At 70.7% G+C, this 16,316-nt stretch carries 13 protein-coding genes; all 13 read right to left on the bottom strand.

What is annotated here, in order from left to right; all coding sequences use genetic code 11:
• Window positions 1–22: 22 nt before the first annotated feature.
• Window positions 23–733, bottom strand: a complete 711-nt coding sequence (locus AB0M63_RS07775) for a phosphoadenylyl-sulfate reductase (RefSeq protein ID WP_355924995.1) — start codon at window positions 731–733, stop codon at window positions 23–25.
• The gene (locus AB0M63_RS07770) at window positions 730–909 is read right to left on the bottom strand and encodes a hypothetical protein (protein ID WP_355924997.1); all 180 of its coding nucleotides are present in this window, start codon (window positions 907–909) and stop codon (window positions 730–732) included. Before AB0M63_RS07770 ends, AB0M63_RS07775 begins: the two co-directional genes overlap by 4 nt.
• Window positions 906–2,603: a nitrite/sulfite reductase gene (locus AB0M63_RS07765; protein ID WP_355924999.1), complete on the bottom strand. Its 1,698-nt coding sequence runs from the start codon at window positions 2,601–2,603 to the stop codon at window positions 906–908. Before AB0M63_RS07765 ends, AB0M63_RS07770 begins: the two co-directional genes overlap by 4 nt.
• 131 nt (window positions 2,604–2,734) lie before the next feature.
• Window positions 2,735–2,818, bottom strand: a complete 84-nt coding sequence (locus AB0M63_RS07760) for a putative leader peptide (protein ID WP_309500612.1) — start codon at window positions 2,816–2,818, stop codon at window positions 2,735–2,737.
• A gap of 127 nt (window positions 2,819–2,945) precedes the next feature.
• Window positions 2,946–3,518 carry a GNAT family N-acetyltransferase gene (locus AB0M63_RS07755; protein ID WP_366018777.1) on the bottom strand — a complete coding sequence of 191 codons (573 nt, stop codon included), beginning with the start codon at window positions 3,516–3,518 and terminating at the stop codon, window positions 2,946–2,948.
• Window positions 3,519–3,555: 37 nt separating this feature from the next.
• On the bottom strand, window positions 3,556–4,815 hold the full coding sequence (locus tag AB0M63_RS07750) for a hypothetical protein (RefSeq protein WP_366018776.1): 1,260 nt from the start codon (window positions 4,813–4,815) through the stop codon (window positions 3,556–3,558).
• A 168-nt stretch (window positions 4,816–4,983) separates the two neighbouring features.
• Window positions 4,984–6,270 (bottom strand): GAF domain-containing protein, encoded by a 1,287-nt coding sequence (locus AB0M63_RS07745; RefSeq protein ID WP_366018775.1) that lies wholly within the window; start codon window positions 6,268–6,270, stop codon window positions 4,984–4,986.
• 203 nt (window positions 6,271–6,473) lie between these two features.
• Window positions 6,474–8,108 (bottom strand): acyl-CoA dehydrogenase family protein, encoded by a 1,635-nt coding sequence (locus tag AB0M63_RS07740; protein WP_355925007.1) that lies wholly within the window; start codon window positions 8,106–8,108, stop codon window positions 6,474–6,476.
• 69 nt (window positions 8,109–8,177) lie between these two features.
• Window positions 8,178–9,152: a 2,3-diaminopropionate biosynthesis protein SbnA gene (sbnA, locus tag AB0M63_RS07735; protein ID WP_355925009.1), complete on the bottom strand. Its 975-nt coding sequence runs from the start codon at window positions 9,150–9,152 to the stop codon at window positions 8,178–8,180.
• A gap of 33 nt (window positions 9,153–9,185) precedes the next feature.
• Entirely contained in the window at window positions 9,186–10,214 is a 1,029-nt protein-coding gene (sbnB, locus tag AB0M63_RS07730) for a 2,3-diaminopropionate biosynthesis protein SbnB (RefSeq protein ID WP_366018774.1), read from the bottom strand.
• Complete coding sequence (locus AB0M63_RS07725; protein WP_366018773.1) at window positions 10,211–11,215, bottom strand: TauD/TfdA family dioxygenase; 1,005 nt, start codon at window positions 11,213–11,215, stop codon at window positions 10,211–10,213. Before AB0M63_RS07725 ends, sbnB begins: the two co-directional genes overlap by 4 nt.
• Before the next feature lie 54 nt (window positions 11,216–11,269).
• Entirely contained in the window at window positions 11,270–13,354 is a 2,085-nt protein-coding gene (locus tag AB0M63_RS07720) for a non-ribosomal peptide synthetase (protein ID WP_366018772.1), read from the bottom strand.
• Between the two features lie 52 nt (window positions 13,355–13,406).
• Complete coding sequence (locus AB0M63_RS07715; RefSeq protein ID WP_366018771.1) at window positions 13,407–15,857, bottom strand: Pls/PosA family non-ribosomal peptide synthetase; 2,451 nt, start codon at window positions 15,855–15,857, stop codon at window positions 13,407–13,409.
• Between the last annotated feature and the right edge of the window lie 459 nt (window positions 15,858–16,316).

Below are 16,316 nucleotides of genomic sequence, written 5' to 3'. Positions count from 1 at the left end.
TGCAACTCCTCGGTCGTGGTCGTCATTCGTGCAGTCCGCACTCGGTCTTGCCGCGGCCCGCCCAGCGACCGGCGCGCGCGTCCTCGCCCTCCAGCACCCGACGGGTGCAGGGCGCGCAGCCGACGGACGCGTAGCCGTCCATCAGCAACGGGTTGGTGAGGACGCCGTGTTCGGCGACATACGCGTCCACGTCGTCCTGGGTCCAGCGGGCGATGGGCGAGATCTTCACCTTCTGGCGCTTCTCGTCCCAGCCGACGACCGGGGTGTTCGCCCGGGTCGGGGACTCGTCGCGGCGCAGCCCGGTCGCCCAGGCCGCGTACTTGGTGAGGCCCTGCTCCAGGGGCTGCACCTTGCGGAGCTTGCAGCACAGGTCGGGGTCGCGGTCGTGCAGCTTGGGGCCGTACTCGGCGTCCTGCTCGGCGACGCTCTGGCGCGGGGTGAGCGTGATGACGTTGACGTCCATCACGGCCTCGACCGCGTCGCGGGTGCCGATGGTCTCCGGGAAGTGGTAGCCGGTGTCGAGGAACACCACGTCGACGCCGGGCATCGCGCGGGAGGCGAGGTGGGCGACCACCGCGTCCTCCATCGAGGAGGTCACGCAGAACTGCTTGCCGAAGGTCTTCACCGCCCACTGGAGGATCTCCAGCGCGGAGGCGTCCTCCAGGTCGCGGCCCGCCTGCTCGGCGAGGCGTTTCAGGTCCTCGCCCGTGCGCTCTTTCTGAATGGTCGTCATATCTGGTCCCCTCCGGCTTCGTTCCGCTGAGCTCCGCGGGCGAGCAGCCCGAGGAACTTCAACTGAAAGGCCCGGTTGCATGCCGCGCATTCCCACGCGCCATGGCCCTGCTCATTCGGACGCAGGTCCTCGTCACCGCAGTAGGGGCAGTAGAAAGGGGCGGCACGCTCGCTCACGACAGTGCCTCCTCGCTGGCGCGCGTCGCCCACGCGGCGAAGCGCTCGCCGTCCTCGCGCTCCTGCTGGAACCGGGTGAGGACCCGCTCGACGTAGTCGGGCAGCTCCTCCGAAGTGACCTTCAGGCCACGGACCTTGCGGCCGAAGCCGGCCTCCAGGCCGAGGGCGCCGCCGAGGTGCACCTGGAAGCCCTCGACCTGCTCGCCCTGGTCGTTGAGGACCAACTGGCCCTTGAGACCGATGTCGGCGACCTGGATACGGGCGCAGGCGTTCGGGCAGCCGTTGATGTTGATGGTGATCGGCTCGTCGAACTCCGGGATGCGGCGCTCCAGTTCGTCGATGAGCTGGATGCCGCGCTGCTTGGTCTCGACGATCGCGAGCTTGCAGTACTCGATACCGGTGCAGGCCATGGTGCCGCGCCGGAAGGGCGAGGGCTTCGTGGTGAGGCCCAGCGCCTCCAGACCCTCCACCAGCGAGTCGATCCGGCTCTCCTCGACATCGAGCACGATCATCTTCTGCTCGACCGTCGTGCGCAGCCGGCCCGAGCCGTGCGCCTGGGCCAGCTCGGCGATCTTGGTGAGCGTGGTGCCGTCGACGCGGCCGACGCGCGGGGCGAAACCGACGTAGAAACGGCCGTCCTGCTGGCGGTGGACGCCGACGTGGTCGCGCCAGCGCTGGACGGGCTGCGCGGGGGCGGGGCCGTCGACGAGCTTGCGCCCCAGGTACTCGTCCTCCAGGACCTGGCGGAACTTCTCCTGGCCCCAGTCGGCGACGAGGAACTTCAGCCGGGCGCGGGTGCGCAGCCGCCGGTAGCCGTAGTCGCGGAAGATGCCGATCACGCCGGCCCAGACGTCCGGGACCTCGTCCAGCGGGACCCAGGCGCCGAGCCGGACGCCGATCTTCGGGTTGGTGGACAGGCCGCCGCCGACCCACAGGTCGAAGCCGGGGCCGTGCTCGGGGTGGTTGACGCCGACGAACGCGACGTCGTTGATCTCGTGGGCGACGTCGAGGAGCGGGGAGCCGGAGATCGCCGTCTTGAACTTGCGCGGCAGGTTGGAGAACTCCTTGCTGCCGATGTACAGCCGGTGGATCTCGTCGATCGCGGAGCTGCCGTCGATGATCTCGTCCTCGGCGATACCGGCGACCGGCGAGCCGAGGATGGTGCGGGGGGTGTCACCGCAGGCCTCGGTCGTGGACAGGCCGACGGCCTCCAGCCGGTTCCAGATCTCCGGGACGTCCTCGATCCGGATCCAGTGGTACTGCACGTTCTGCCGGTCGGTGAGGTCGGCCGTGCCGCGCGCGAACTCCTGCGAGATCTCGCCGATCACCCGGAGCTGGTCCGTGGTCAGCCGGCCGCCGTCGATGCGGACGCGCAGCATGAAGTACTTGTCGTCCAGCTCCTCCGGCTCCAGGATGGCGGTCTTGCCGCCGTCGATCCCGGGCTTGCGCTGGGTGTACAGCCCCCACCAGCGCATACGGCCGCGCAGGTCGTTGGGGTCGATCGAGTCGAATCCGCGCTTGGAGTAGATCGTCTCAATGCGTGTCCGCACATTGAGACCGTCGTCGTCCTTCTTGAACTGCTCGTTGCCGTTCAGCGGGGTGTGGTGCCCCGCGGCCCACTGACCCTCACCGCGGTGACGGCTCACCTTGCGGCGGGGCGCTGCGGCTGCAGGGTTCTGCGGGGTGGCGGCCATGGTTCTACGTCCTCCGGGACAGGCGGGGGTGATCGGCTCTGACCTGCGCGTACGGGCGCATGCGGGCATACGTGCGCGTCTTTGCGCGGGGTGGGGCAGATACGGGGATTCCGGGGGTGCTGCGGCTCGGGCTAGCCCGCCGGACAGATGGCGCTGGACATGCGGCCGAGGTCGACGTGCCGCCGACTCACCAAGGCAATTCCAGTTCCAGACATGACGGAAGCGTGTCACGGCGATCTGGACAGAGTCCAGCTTCGTCCGTCATGCGGACACCCTTGTCCCGAAGTGTGAGACGAGGGTGTTGTCGGTCACAAGGAGCGTACGCCGTCTTGTCGGCCCAGGTCAGACAGGGTAGGCCCCCGGCCAGGGCCCCGGGGTCGCCGCCTGCCGCACCTCCTCGACCTGCGTGTCGAAGAGCTTGAAGCCCCGGCGCTGGTAGTTGTCCATCGCGTGCACCCCGTCCAGGCTGCAGGTATGCAGCCAGACCCGCTTGGTGGCCGCCAGCCCGGGCCAGCGGTCCGCGAGGTCCCAGGCGCGGGCGGCGCCGTAGGAGAGCAGATGGCCGCCGAGGCGGCGGCCGCGGAAGGCGGGGATCAAGCCGAAGTAGGTGATCTCGACTACCCCGTCGCCCTGCGGCTCCAGCTCCACGTATCCCGCGGGTGTGCCCCGGTCGTACACGACCCAGGTCTCCACCCCCGGCCGGTCGAGGTGTTCCTGCCACTGCGCGAACGTCCAGCCGAGCCGGTCGATCCACAGGATGTCCCCGCCCACGGACGCGTACAGATAGCGGCTGAACTCGGGGGAGGGTACTTCGGAGCGGACGATCCGTACGTCCCCGTCCGGCGCGATGGCCGGAAGGAGGTCGCTCGGGTCGGTCTGCTCCAGGGACCAGGTGGTCACGGGGATGTTCGTCATGTCCGTCAGGGAATCATCCGGCCCCGCGATCTGTCGATCAGCCCAGGGACCGGTCGATCGAGGTCAGCGGGAGCGCGAACAGCATCCGCCCGGACACCGACCAGACCTCGCCCGTCTCCTGCCAGTACGAGAGGGAGTCCGTGCGCGGGCTCCAGCACCGGTGCGTCCCGTCGGCCCCGCACTCGGTGGCCTTCGCGCCACCGGTGTTCTGGCGCCACATGGTGCCGCGCCCGCCCTCGGTTCCCGCCGAACCGCCCAGGTACCAGGCGGACCCGTACGAGAGCACACCTCCGGCGCCGGTGACCTTCGTGTCGTACGCCTCCTCGGCCGAGGCGCGCCCGGCCGCGTCGGTGGCGAGCAGCCCCGCCCGCGCGGGGTCCCCGCTGAACGGGTAGCGCCACAGGCGCTTCGCCCCGCTCGCGACCAGACTGTCCGGGACCGTGCCGCGGTCCAGGGAGAGCGCCACGGGCCGGACCGCCGACTTGCCGCCGCTCAGCCGGTACGACCCGATCGCGGGCAGCACATAGCGGTATCCGGCCGCCGACCAGCCCTCGCGCACCCGGCCGACCGCGGAGGCCGTCACAGTGGCGCGCTGGACGCGGTTCATGTCGTACACATACAGGGCGTCGCGGGACCCGCTCGTTGTGGTGACCAGGAGTTTGTCCTGGTACCAGACCATGCCGGAGATCCTGGAGACGAGCCCGCGGTAGTCGCGCCCGCCGTCGGTCGGCACCGCGAGGAGGGCCCAGGTGTAGGTGAGGCGGGCGGGGTCGGCGGCGTTCACGAAGGCGACCCGGGCCAGGCCGCGCGTGTTCGCGGACCAGCCGGAGAGGATCACCCGGTTCGAACCCCACCAGCCGTCCTCGTCGGCGTCGCCCGAGGTGGTCACGGAGCGGGGCGTCCACGCCGGGTCCGCCGCGTCGCCGCTGTCCCAGCAGTAGGCGTGGGTGGCCGCCGGTTCGACGGGCAGCGCCGCCTTCTCGTCGGTCGTGCAGTCGGCGGAGTCGCGCATGGTGTGGTCGGCGCTCTTCAGCACGGTGCCGACGCCCACCGGACGTCCCATGGCTGCGGCGAGCCGGTCCAGCGACTGCTGCGGCTCCAGGCTCTCCCGCAGCCGCAACTCGCCCAGACCGGCGGCCGAGGTGATCGGCTTCAGCGCCCCGGGATCGGAAGCGACCGTCGCCTGCGAGGCGCTGATCAGCGTCGCGGCGGCGGTGAGACCGAGTGCGGCCCCGGCCAGCACGGCGCGCAGCGCCCTGCCCCGCTTGCGTCGACGATGTCGTCCACGTGCACTCATAGTGTCCTCCCGAGGCGAGCCAACTGCGCCTGGTGATCCGTGCGTTGACCAGGGAGCAGGTGGGGTGGCCCGTAGGGGGATGCTACGGCAGTCGGTGCCGCCCCAGGGGCAAGACCCTGCAATTATGCGGAAGATGCCGCTCGGCGAGTGTTTTGCGCCACCTGTCCGCTACGGCGTCCGGACCGAACCCCGAGCACTGGCCACCCCCGGCGCCGTCGAGTGCGGCAGCAGCTCGCGCGGGTCGTCCGGGAGCAGCACCTCGACCTCCGCGTCCTCGCTGAAGCGGTACGGCCGGTGCTCCAGGAACGCCCCGAGATAGCGCCGTACCCGTGACATCTCGGCGCGCACGGTCACCGTGCGGCCGGGGTCGCCGAACATGTCCTCGGCCAGCGCCGCCGCGCTGCGCCCGGCGCGGTGCAGGGCCAGCAGATAAAGCAACTCGGCGTGCCGGGGGCTCAGTTCATGGGTCCAGGAGCCCGCGCCGCCGGACACCGTCATCGACGGGCGGCGCGCCAGTGCCAGGTCGAGGACGATCCGGGTGGCGGCGGGCGCCGGCTCGTCGACGACCCGGATCAACCAGCCCCCGGCCAGCGGCTCCAGCAGGCACAGCCCGAGCGAGGGCATCCAACGGCGGCCCCCCGAGGGCGACTTGGGCAGCGCGATCCGCTTCGCGTACGGCATTCCGGTCACCGCGGCGGTCCAGCCGTCCCGGTCCACCACCAGGGCCCGGCCGCCGAGCCGGGGCAGGATCGGCGCCGCCACCGCGCGCAGCCGCTCGATCGACGTCAGATGCAGCTCGCGCAGCCGGGCCTCGGCGAGTTTCGCCACCGAGTCGACCCAGGCGAGGGTGGCCGGATGCATGGTCTCCAGCGGACCGCTGACATCGACGACGCCGATCAGCCGGCCGTCCCTGGGGTCGGTGATCGGGGCGCCCGCACAGGTGAACCCGGCCAGCGCGCGCGAGAGATGCTCGGTGGCGAAGACCTGCACGGGCCGCCGTACGACGGCCGGGGTGCCCAGGCCGTTGGTGCCGACGACGTCCTCGCGCCAGTCCGTGCCGACCTCGATGCCGACCTCGTCCGCCTTGCGCAGCACCGCGGCGCTGCCCTCGCGCCACAGCGCCCGGCCCTCGTCGTCGGCGACCAGCACGATGTGGTGGGCGGCGTCCGCGACCGACACCAGACCCTCCCGCAGCACCGGCAGGACGTGCCGCAACGGGCTTGTGCCGCGCCGCCGTTCGACCTCCTCGCGGGAGAGGACCCCGGTCCGCAGATCGTGGTCCGGGTGCGTTCCACCGCGTATCGCGCGCTCCCAGGACGCCTCGATCACCGGGCGCGTGGCGGTGCGGGCGCGCTGTTGGGAGAGCATGGCGTGCCGGGCGTCGCTGAGCATCCGTGCCGTCCGCGCCGCGTCGACGGTGGTGCGCTGCGCCGGGCCGGCCGGCGGGTTCGCCATGGATCCTTCTCTCCGGTCCCGTATCGACTGTTGGTCTCATAGTGCCGCTCCCCGGTGACGGAGGGAGACAGTTCGGACACAGAAGCCGCCAAGTTGCAACCCTCTGCAACCCTGGTGAACGGCCTTACGGTGTCTGAAACTTGTCCCACGCTGCGAGGGTGGTGCCGTGTCGGCGCAGCACCACCCTCGCGTTGCGCCGGAGTTCAGAGCGCCGGGCGAGCCCGCTCCGCGATCGACGTCAGGTCCAGGCTCGGCGGCAGGGTGCCGAAGGCGGCGCCCCAGTCGCCGCCCAGCCGGGAGGCGCAGAACGCGTCGGCGACCGCCGGGGGCGCGTGCTGGACGAGCAGCGCGCCCTGGAGCACCAGCGCCATCCGTTCGGCCAGGCGCCGGGCGCGGCCCTCGATGCCCTCCAGGTCGGCGAATTCGGTGAGCAGGTTCTTCATGGCCCCGTCCAGCCGGTGATCGGCCCCGCGCACCCGGCCGACCTCGACCAGGAAGGCGTTCAGCGCCGCCGGTTCGCGCCGCAACGCCCGCAGCACGTCCAGGGCCTGGATGTTCCCGGCGCCCTCCCAGACCGAGTTGAGCGGTGACTCCCGCACCAGGCGCGGCAGTCCGGACTCCTCCACGTATCCGTTGCCGCCCAGGCACTCCGCCGCCTCGACCGTGACCGGCGTACAGCGCTTGGTCACCCAGTACTTCGCGGCCGGTACCGCGAGACGGAGGAACGCCAACTCCTGTTCCCCGCCGTCGTCGTAGGCCGCCGCGAGCCGCAGCGCCAGCGTGGTGGCCGCCTCCGACTCCAGGGCGAGATCGGCCAACACATTGCGCATCAAGGGCTTGTCGAAGAGCTTCCCGCCGAACGCCTCGCGGTGGGCGGCGTGATGGGCGGCCTGCGCGACGGCCTGCCGCATCAGACCGGCCGAGCCGAGCACACAGTCGAGCCGGGTCGCCGCGACCATCCCGATGATGGTGCGCACCCCGTCCCCCTCGTCCCCGACCCGACGCGCCCAGGTCCCGTCGAACTCGACCTCGGCGGAGGCGTTGGACCGGTTGCCCAGCTTGTCCTTGAGCCGCTGGAGGAGGAAAACGTTCCGGGTGCCGTCCGCCAGCACCCGCGGCACCAGGAAGCAGGTGAGTCCGCCCGGCGCCCGCGCCAGCACCAGGAAGCCGTCGGACATGGGCGCCGAGCAGAACCACTTGTGGCCGGTCAGCTCGTACGTCCCGTCCTCGGCGAGCGGGTGCGCGGCCGTCGTGTTCGCGCGGACGTCGCTGCCGCCCTGCTTCTCCGTCATGCCCATCCCGAAGACCGCGCCGGCCTTGAGGTGGGCGGGCCGCAGCTCACGGTCGTAGACCGTGGAGGCCAGCCGGGGCTCCCACTCGGCGGCCAGCGCGGGGTCGGCGCGCAGGGCGGGCACCGCCGCGTGAGTCATCGACAGGGGGCAGCAGTTTCCCGCCTCGACCTGGGTCCAGACCAGGAACCCGGCGGCCCGGCGCACATGCCCGGCCGGACGGTTCCAGGCCGAGGTCAGGCCCGCCCCCACGCCCTTGCCGAGCAGCCGGTGCCAGGCCGGATGGAACTCGACCTCGTCGATCCGCCGGCCGTAGCGGTCGTGGGTGCGCAGGCCCGGGGGGTTGTCGTTGGCCTGCGCACCCCACTCCTGTACCTGGGCCGAGCCGGCTGCCTGACCCAGGACGGAGAGTTCGCCCCGGACCTCGTCCAGCAGTCCGGGGGCCGTGTGCCGCTCGACCGCGGCCGTCAGGGCGCGGTCGGCGGCGAAGACGTCGTATCCGACCAGTGGGGGAGTCTGGTTCGTCACGGTGTGGGTGGTGCGTGCCATGGCTGGAACCTACCCGTGGGGACGGCGGTGGTCTGGATCTCCACCCTGACACAGCCGCCCCCGCGCACGTCAGGCCGAGCGGGACATGGCCGCCAGCATCTCGGGTTCGGGTGCCTCCTCCTCAAGCCAGCCGGTGCGGTAGACGGTGTCCAGATAGCGCTCGCCCAGGTCGGGGGCGATCGCCACCGCGGTCGTGCCGTGCCGGCCGTTGCGGGCGAGCCACTGTCCGGCCCCGTTGACGACCGTGCCGGTGGACCCGCCGAACAGGAAGCCCCGGGCGGCCAGCCGACGGCAGGTCTGCACGGTGTCCGGCTCCTCGACATGGACCACGTCGTCGATGTACGAGGTGTCGAGGAAGGCCGGCGGCACGCTGGTGCCGAGCCCCGGGATCATCCGGGGCCGTGCCTCCCCGCCGAAGGTCACCGAACCCGCGGCGTCCACCGCGACGATCCGCACCCGGCGCCGCCACTGCCAGAACCAGCGCGCGCAGCCCATCAGCGTCCCCGTGGTGCCCGCCCCCACGAACAGCACGTCGAGCTGCGGGAACCGGCGGGCGATGGCCGGTGCCGTGGTGCGGTAGTGCGCCCGCCAATTCCCCTGGTTGGTGTACTGGTTGAGCCACACATACCGCTCGTCGGAGGCGCACAGCGCCCGCACGTACGCGATCCTCGCGCCCAGGAACCCGCCGTGCACATCCGGCTGGTCGATGACGTGGACCCGGGTGCCGAGCGACTCCATCAGCTGCACGGTCGGCACGTTGCAGCGTCTGTCGGTGATGCACAGGAACCCGTAGCCGCGGCTCGCCGCGATCACGCTCAGCGCCACCCCCAGGTTGCCGGACGACGACTCGACCAGCACCGAGCCGGGTCGCAGGATGCCGGCCCGCTCGGCCGCGTTCACCATCTCGGTGGCGGCCTTCAGCTTGATCGAGCCGGCGAAGTTGAAGCCCTCGCACTTCAGATAGAGCGGCAGTTCCAGCGCGGCCCGCAGGTCGACGTAGAGGTCGTCCTCGTTGAACTCCGCGGGATCAGAAATGACAGACATGCTTTCCCCCCTCATGGTGCGCCACGATCGCCGTCAGCCGTACCGGCGCAGCTCGTGGAAGAACCCGTCGACGACGCGGAGTTCGCCCCGTCGAACCACTTCGTCATGGACGAACCTGCCGACCGCGAGGTCGAGCACCCCGAGACCGAAGGGCGAGAACACCACCGTCCGGTCGGCCGGGACACTCACCCGCCCGGTCAGTACGTCGTCCAGCGTGCCGTCGATGAACTCCCGCCCCCCGGTGGCCTGTTCGGCCAGATGCGGCGAGGTGTCGGCCTTCAGGCAGTGCTCGACGTCGTCCACGAAGTTGGCGGACGCGAGCAGGATCGCCGGGTCGAGATCCCGCAACGACACGTGCAGGACCAGCGGATGGTGGTCGAACCAGGCCGGATCGTGCACATGGGGCGTACCGGCGATCGTCGCGAAGACGATCAGGTCGCTGGCGCGGATCAGGCCTTCGGTCTTGTCGTACACGGTGACCCGCCCCGGCACCCCCGACCGCTCCAGATAGCCCCGGAACCCCTCCGCGCTGGCCGCGGACAGGTCGTACACGCCCGTCTCCTCGAACTCCCAGCCGGTGGCCCGGAGATGGGTGTGGATGTAGCGGGCGATCAGCCCCGTCCCCACGAACCCGACCCGCAGCGGACGCGTCCGGCCCTGGCTGAGCTTCTCGGCCGCCAGGGCCGCCGAACTCGCCGTACGGGTCGCGCTGATCACCGAACTCTCCAGGCAGGCGTACGGATAGCCGGTGTCGGGGTCGTTCAGGATCAGCACCGCCGAGGCCCTGGGCAGCCCCGACCCGGTGTTCCCCGGGAAACTGGAGATCCACTTCAGGCCGTCCACCCGCAGCGGCCCGCCCAGCGACGCGGGCAGCGCGATGATCCGGGACGAGGGGCGGTCCGGGAAGCGCAGGAAGTACGACGGCGGGTTCACCGACTCGCCCGCGCCGTGCAGCCGGTACACGGCCTCCACGAGGGCGCCGATCTCCGACTCCCTTCCGGTCAGGGCCTGTTGGACCTGTTCGCCGCTGATGACGGAGAACGAGGGCGTGTCGACGCTCATGCGACCTTCCCCTCGGTGGTCGGGGCGCAGTCGGTCAGCCGTACGGGATCGCCGAGCCCCGCGAGCACCTCGCGCGGTCCGTCGAAGGCCTCACGGCCGTGCGCGGTACGGATGTTGTCCACCAGCAGCAGATCCCCCGAGCGCCACGGCTCGCGCCTCACCTGCGCGTCGTACGCCTCGTTGATCGTCGCCACTACGTCGGCGCCGACCGGATCGCCGTTGCCGAAGCGGGTGTTGAAGGGCAGCGCGTCGGCGCCGTATTCGTCGATCAGGTACTCGCGCACTTCGGGCTCCATGGTCCACTCGTTCAGGAAGGCGATCTGGTTGAACCAGCAGCGCCGGCCGGTCACCGGGTGCCGGAGCACGGCGGCGCGGTGCTGCCGGGTGCGCAGCGAACCGTCGCGCTGCCAGGCGAACTTGATGCCCTGGGCCCGGCAGTAGCGTTCCACCACGGCACGGTCGTCGGTGCCGAAGACCTCGGCGACGGACGCCCCGATCTCCTCGTGGTACGTCCGGGTCAGCAGCCAGCCCTCCCGCTCGAACCGCTCCACCAGCGGCGCGGGCAGCGCCTGGAGCACCGCCTCGGCGTCGGCGACCGGTGTGGCCCCGCCCTCCGTCGGCGCGTCGAGGCAGGCGAAGAGCAGCAGCCCGGGGAACTCCAGGGCGTAGCTCAACTCGTGGTGCTGGCACATCGGTTGGTCGGTCGGCCACTTGGTGGCGGAGTACACGCCCTCCGCGTACGTACGCCGGGGCGCGAACGGCTCCCGGTCGGCCATCAGGGAGTCGGTGAGCCGCCGGAAGACGGTCTCGGCGCCGGCCGGGTCGGCGAGGCCGAGACCGCGGACCAGGACGCAGCCGTGCTCGGCGACGACGGCGCGCAGCGCGTCGCGGTGCCGGGCGGCCCAGCCGACCGGGTCCGCGCCGGCCTCGGCGTGCAGCAGCGGCGGACCGTCCGGGCTGAGGGTGACGGCGTGGAGAAGGGTCGCGGATGAGAGCGACATCTCGGTGTTCCTTTCGGTGGTGCTGTCGAGCGTTCGACCGGGGTGGGGCCGGTGTCAGGAGGAGACCGGCGGGTCCAGCAGTCCGGCCAGGTCCGCGAGGACCGGGTGACGGGTGACGTCCTTGAGGCTGATCGCCCGGTCGAGGGCGACCGCCAGCTTCACCGCGGCCAGCGAGGTGCCGCCGCGGTCGAAGAAGTGGTCCTGGCGGCCGATCCGGTCGGCCGGGATGCCCAGCACCACCGCCCAGGCCGCCGCCAGCCGGCGCTCGGCCGGCGTGTCGGGCCCGTCGCCGACCGCGTCCAGGTCGGCGGCGAGCGCGGTGAGTGTTCTGCGGTCGGTCTTGCCGTTGGCGGTCAGCGGCAGTGACGCCCGCCAGTGCACGACCGACGGCACCATGTACGCGGGCAGCGACTCGGCGAGCCGGGCCCGCACGGCGCGCGCCTGGACGGGCCGCGGGCCGGTGCAGAACGCCACCAACTGCGTCCCGCGGACGACGACCACCGCCCCGTCCCGGACCCCGTCGACCCGCAGCAGCGCGTTCTCGATCTCGCCGATCTCGATACGGAAGCCGCGGATCTTCACCTGGCTGTCCCGGCGCCCCAGGAACTCCAGCTTGCCGTCCGGCCGCCAGCGCCCGTGGTCGCCGCTGCGGTACAGCCGCTCACCGGGCCGGTACGGGTCCTCGGTGAACGCCGCCCTTGTCCGCTCCGGATCGTTGACGTACCCCCGGCCCACGCACACGCCGGAGAACACGATCTCGCCGGGCGCGCCCAGCGGCACCGGCACCAGGTCCTCGTCGACGACGTACACCCGCACATTGCCGACCGGCCGGCCGAGCGGGACGCGGGGCCCGTCCGGTGCCCGGTCCATGACCTCGTGGTTGGTGTCGTCCGAAGTCTCCGTCAGGCCATAGGCGTTGACGAGCCGCACCCCGGGCCGCGCCGCGAACCAGCGCTCCACGAGTTCCTTCTTCACGGCCTCCCCGGTGACGGACACACGGCGCAGGTCCGGGAGTTCACGCGGCTGTCGGTCCAACTCGGCGAGGACGGCTTCCAGATACGACGGCACGACCTGGAGCACATTGACGCCCCCGGTCTCGATCGTGTCCACGAACCGCGGCACGTCCAGGATCGCGTCCTGTTCCACCAGAAGTGTCCGCCCGCCCACCAGCGGTGCGCAGACCAACTGCCACAGGGAGATGTCGAAGCACTGCGGCGCGGTCTGCGCGACCACCTGCCCGGCCCCGATCCCCAGGTCGTCGAGCTTGGCGTACACGTGGTTGAGGAACCCGGCGTGCTCGCACATCGCGCCCTTGGGCTCGCCCGTGGAACCGGACGTGAAGTAGATGTAGGCGAGCTGACCGGGCTGGACCGCGATCCCGAGGTCGCCGTCCGAGTGGCCCTCGGCGTAGGCCTCGTCGACGTAGAGCGTGCGGTCGGACACCTCCAGCGCGCCGTCGCTGCCGCGCTCGGTCAGGACCACCTCGTACCCGGCGCGATCGAGCACTCGCGCGACCCGGTCGGCCGGGAAGTGCGGCTCGACGGGCAGATACACCCCGCCCGCCTTGAACACGGCGAGGACGGCGGCCATCCAGTCCAGGTTCCGCTCCAGCACCACGGCGACGACACCCTCGCGGGTCAGGCCGCGCGAGAGCAGGGCCCGACCGAGCTGGTTCGCCCGGGAGTTGAGTTCCCGGTAGGTCCACTGCCGGTCGCCCTGCACGGCGGCGACGGCGTCCGGGTGCGCCGACACCCGCTCCTCGAACAGCTCGTGCACCCGCCGGTCGGGCAGCTCGCGGTGCGGGCCGGCCAACTCCTCCAGCTGGAAGCGGAGTTCGGCCTCGGACAGCAGGCTCGTCCGCTCCGGCTCGCTGAGTGCGGCGATGTGGTAGCCGGCGACGCGGGCGGCGGCCTCGGCGTCCAGGACGTCGGTGCGGTACCGCAGCCGCAGGGCGTTGCCGGTGACGCTCACCCGCAACGCCGGGTCCTCCTCGGCGGGTTCGCCGAAGAGCGCGCCCAGCACCTTGGCGTGGGCGATCTTCAGTTCTGCGGGCTCGGCCGACAGCCCTTCGGGCAGGGACACCTCGTACTCCGCCACACCGGGCTCCGGAGCGAGCGTCCACCGCGGAATGATCTCCATCTTTCTCTTCCCCCCTGTTTCCCCTGTTTCCTTGCCCCTGCGGCCCGAGCCGTCAGGGAGCCATGTGCCGTCCGGCGCGCCGTGGCGCCACCGCCGGATTGCCGCCCCACCGCGACCGCGCCGGCATCTCCTCGCCCTTCATCAGGAAGGAGTCGGCGGCGAGTTGGGCCCCGTCGCCCATCGACACGCCGTAGTGGACGAGCGCCCCCACCCCGAGGGTGCAGCCCGCGCCGATGGTGATGTGTTCGGACTTGAAGGTGCCGTCCTCCTGCGAGTGGGACTGCACCTTGGTGTGCGCCGACAGCGTGCAGTCGTCGCCGATCGAGGTGAGGGTGCGCTCGGTGATGTAGGCGCCGTCGTCGAAGACCCGGCGGCCGATCCGCACGCCCAGCAGCCGCCAGATCAGGTTCTTGAACGGCGTGCCGTTGAACACCTGCATATAGGTGTCCGGCACCTTCCACAGCCGCTCGTGCCACCAGAAGTACGGGTCGTAGATCGAGCACAACTTGGGCTCCAGCGGCCGGAATCCGCCCACCAGGCGCTCCACCAGCACGTAGTACCCGGCGGTGAAGGAGAGCCCGAGCATCAGGGACGCGCCGATCACCAGTCCGCTGCCGATGCCCTCACCCCCGTACAGGTCGACGGCGGCGAAGCCGAGCACGGTGAGCACGAACCAGTGCAGCCAGCGCACGAACAGGAACAGGCCCATCGAGCACAGGTTGGATCGGTTCTTCGCGGCCAGCCGGCGCTTGAGCTCCTCGCCCTCGCGCAGATGGTCGAAGCGGCTGTCGCGTTCCACCGAGCGCGGGATCTCGAAGCAGGGCGAGCCCAGCAGGCCCACGCCCTCGCGGACCTCGCCGTCGATCGGCACCATCACCTTCGTGGCGAGCAGGCAGTTGTCGCCGGTGCGGCCGCCGGCGGGGTAGGCGATGTTGTTGCCGAGGAAGTTGCGCGGCCCGATGGTGGTGCGCGACAGGCGGAACGACGTACTGGAGAAGTCCGCGTTCACGATCGACAGACCGTCCGCGACCATCGTGCCCGTTCCCACCGTGGCCAGATACGGCGTCTCGTGCTGCACCTCGGTACCGAAGTTGGAGCCGGTCTGCTCCACCACGCCGAGGTCGTAGCCGATGGCCCGCAGATAGCCGGTGATGTACGAGCTGTCGCCGCACAGCCACTTGAAGAACTTGAGGTTGGTCGTCCGCGCGACCGCGCGCTGCACCGAGTAGTGGAAGCCGTACAGCGGATACACCTGGTCGGGGCGGATCAGCGGACGGAGCAGCCGGGGCAGCAGGGACACGGCGGCGAAGCCGAGGACGACGAACCCCACGAACGCCGTGAGCGACAGACCCAGCGCCTCGCCGTAGAACCGGGCCGAGTTGAGGTCCGTCCTGTCCGGGTCGAGCAGGTGGTCCAGGGCCGGTGCCACGGTCAGCAGCAGGTAGGTGCCGCCGAGCGCGAGCGGGACGTAGACCAGCAGCATCTGCAGGAGGGCGGCCAGGCCGTAGCCGAAGCGGCGGGGTGCGGAGCAGTCCGCCGCCGGGACGCGGACGTAGTCGACGTCCGTGGGCTGGGCCGGGGAGCCGTGCGCGCGCCCGCCCGCCGGGACGTGCGCGCCGTCGTACAGCGCGCTGGAGTGGCCGAGTTGGGCTCCGTCGCCCATGACCGTGCCGATGTCGAGGACGGTCTTCTCGCCGACGTACACCTCGCTGCCGAGCGTGACGCGGCCGGTGCGGATGCGGCCGGCGTGCGCCTGGTAGCAGAGGAAGAAGGAGTCCTTGCGAATGACCGTTCCGGCACCGATGGTCAGCAGGTCGGTGCAGACCGGCACGGAGTGCGACAGGATCGTGACGCCCTTGCCGATCCTGGCGCCGAGGGCGCGCAGGTAGAGGACGTACAGCGGGTTGCCGGTGAACAGGATCATCGGGTTGGCGTGCAGCAGCGCCTTGACCGTCCAGAACCGGACATAGGCCAGGCCCCAGACCGGGAACTCGGTCTCCTTCCAGCGGCCGACGAGTACCCACTTGGCCACCACGGGCACCGTGCACACACCGATGAACACCGCGCCGCCGAATATCGCGGAACGCAGATATACCTGAGCCACTCCGGAACCGTCGGAAATCCATTCGTAGCCGCGTCCGGTGGCCAGTCCGGCGAGCACGCAGTACAGCGCGAAAACGAGGAATTGAAGTGTCCCGCACAACAGATAGCGGGCCGTGCTGCCGGCCGGCGGCGCCTCCGCCTCGATCGGCACGGAAGGCTCGGGCGTTTCGGCGATCGCCGCCGCGAGACTACGGATCGTCGGATGGCCATAGACGTCCCGCATGGACACCGACGGGAGATCTTCGCGTTTCCTGACCCGGGCGCAGAAATGCGCCATCACCAGCGAGTTGGCGCCCAGGTCGTCGAAGAAGTGACTGTCGAGAGGTATGTCTTCCTTGCGTACGACACCGGCCAGGACCTCTGCGAGGACGGTCTCGGTGACGGTGCCGGGTTTTCCCACCACGTGGCTCCCTGGTGCTGATCGCTGTCTTTGAATTACCAAAGACGAATACAGCGGCACGCGAAACGGGTGGGGTAAATGGGAATGTCTGAGAGTGGAGTTCTGCATTGTGTACAGAAGTTGCCATATGGACGGGCCCCGGTCCTGGGCCCATTTCGATTCCCCCGAGTCGTGTGCGCTGACGTCGTCCCAACGCGCGCAACGAATGCAGTCCGGATTATTTCTGGACATTCTGGAACGGGTCAAGGTCGTTTTGGCCAATGGCGCTTTTTCGTCTTCGGCAGGTGAGGGGTTGGTCAATCAGGATTGACGGGCGAAGTCCTCACCGGCGCACTCTCCGAAACAACCATTAAAATCTCGAATGCCAATTCGAATTCCGGGGCGAACAGTTTCGGCCAGCGCGAGCATGACATGACGGTCCCGGGGGCGTCCTGCCTGGCCGGTGCCCCCGCGGGATGA

This window comes from Streptomyces sp. NPDC051576 (assembly GCF_040681835.1).
In the GTDB taxonomy this organism is placed as follows: Bacteria; Actinomycetota; Actinomycetes; order Streptomycetales; family Streptomycetaceae; genus Streptomyces.
This window is presented reverse-complemented; position numbering and strand designations above follow the sequence as displayed.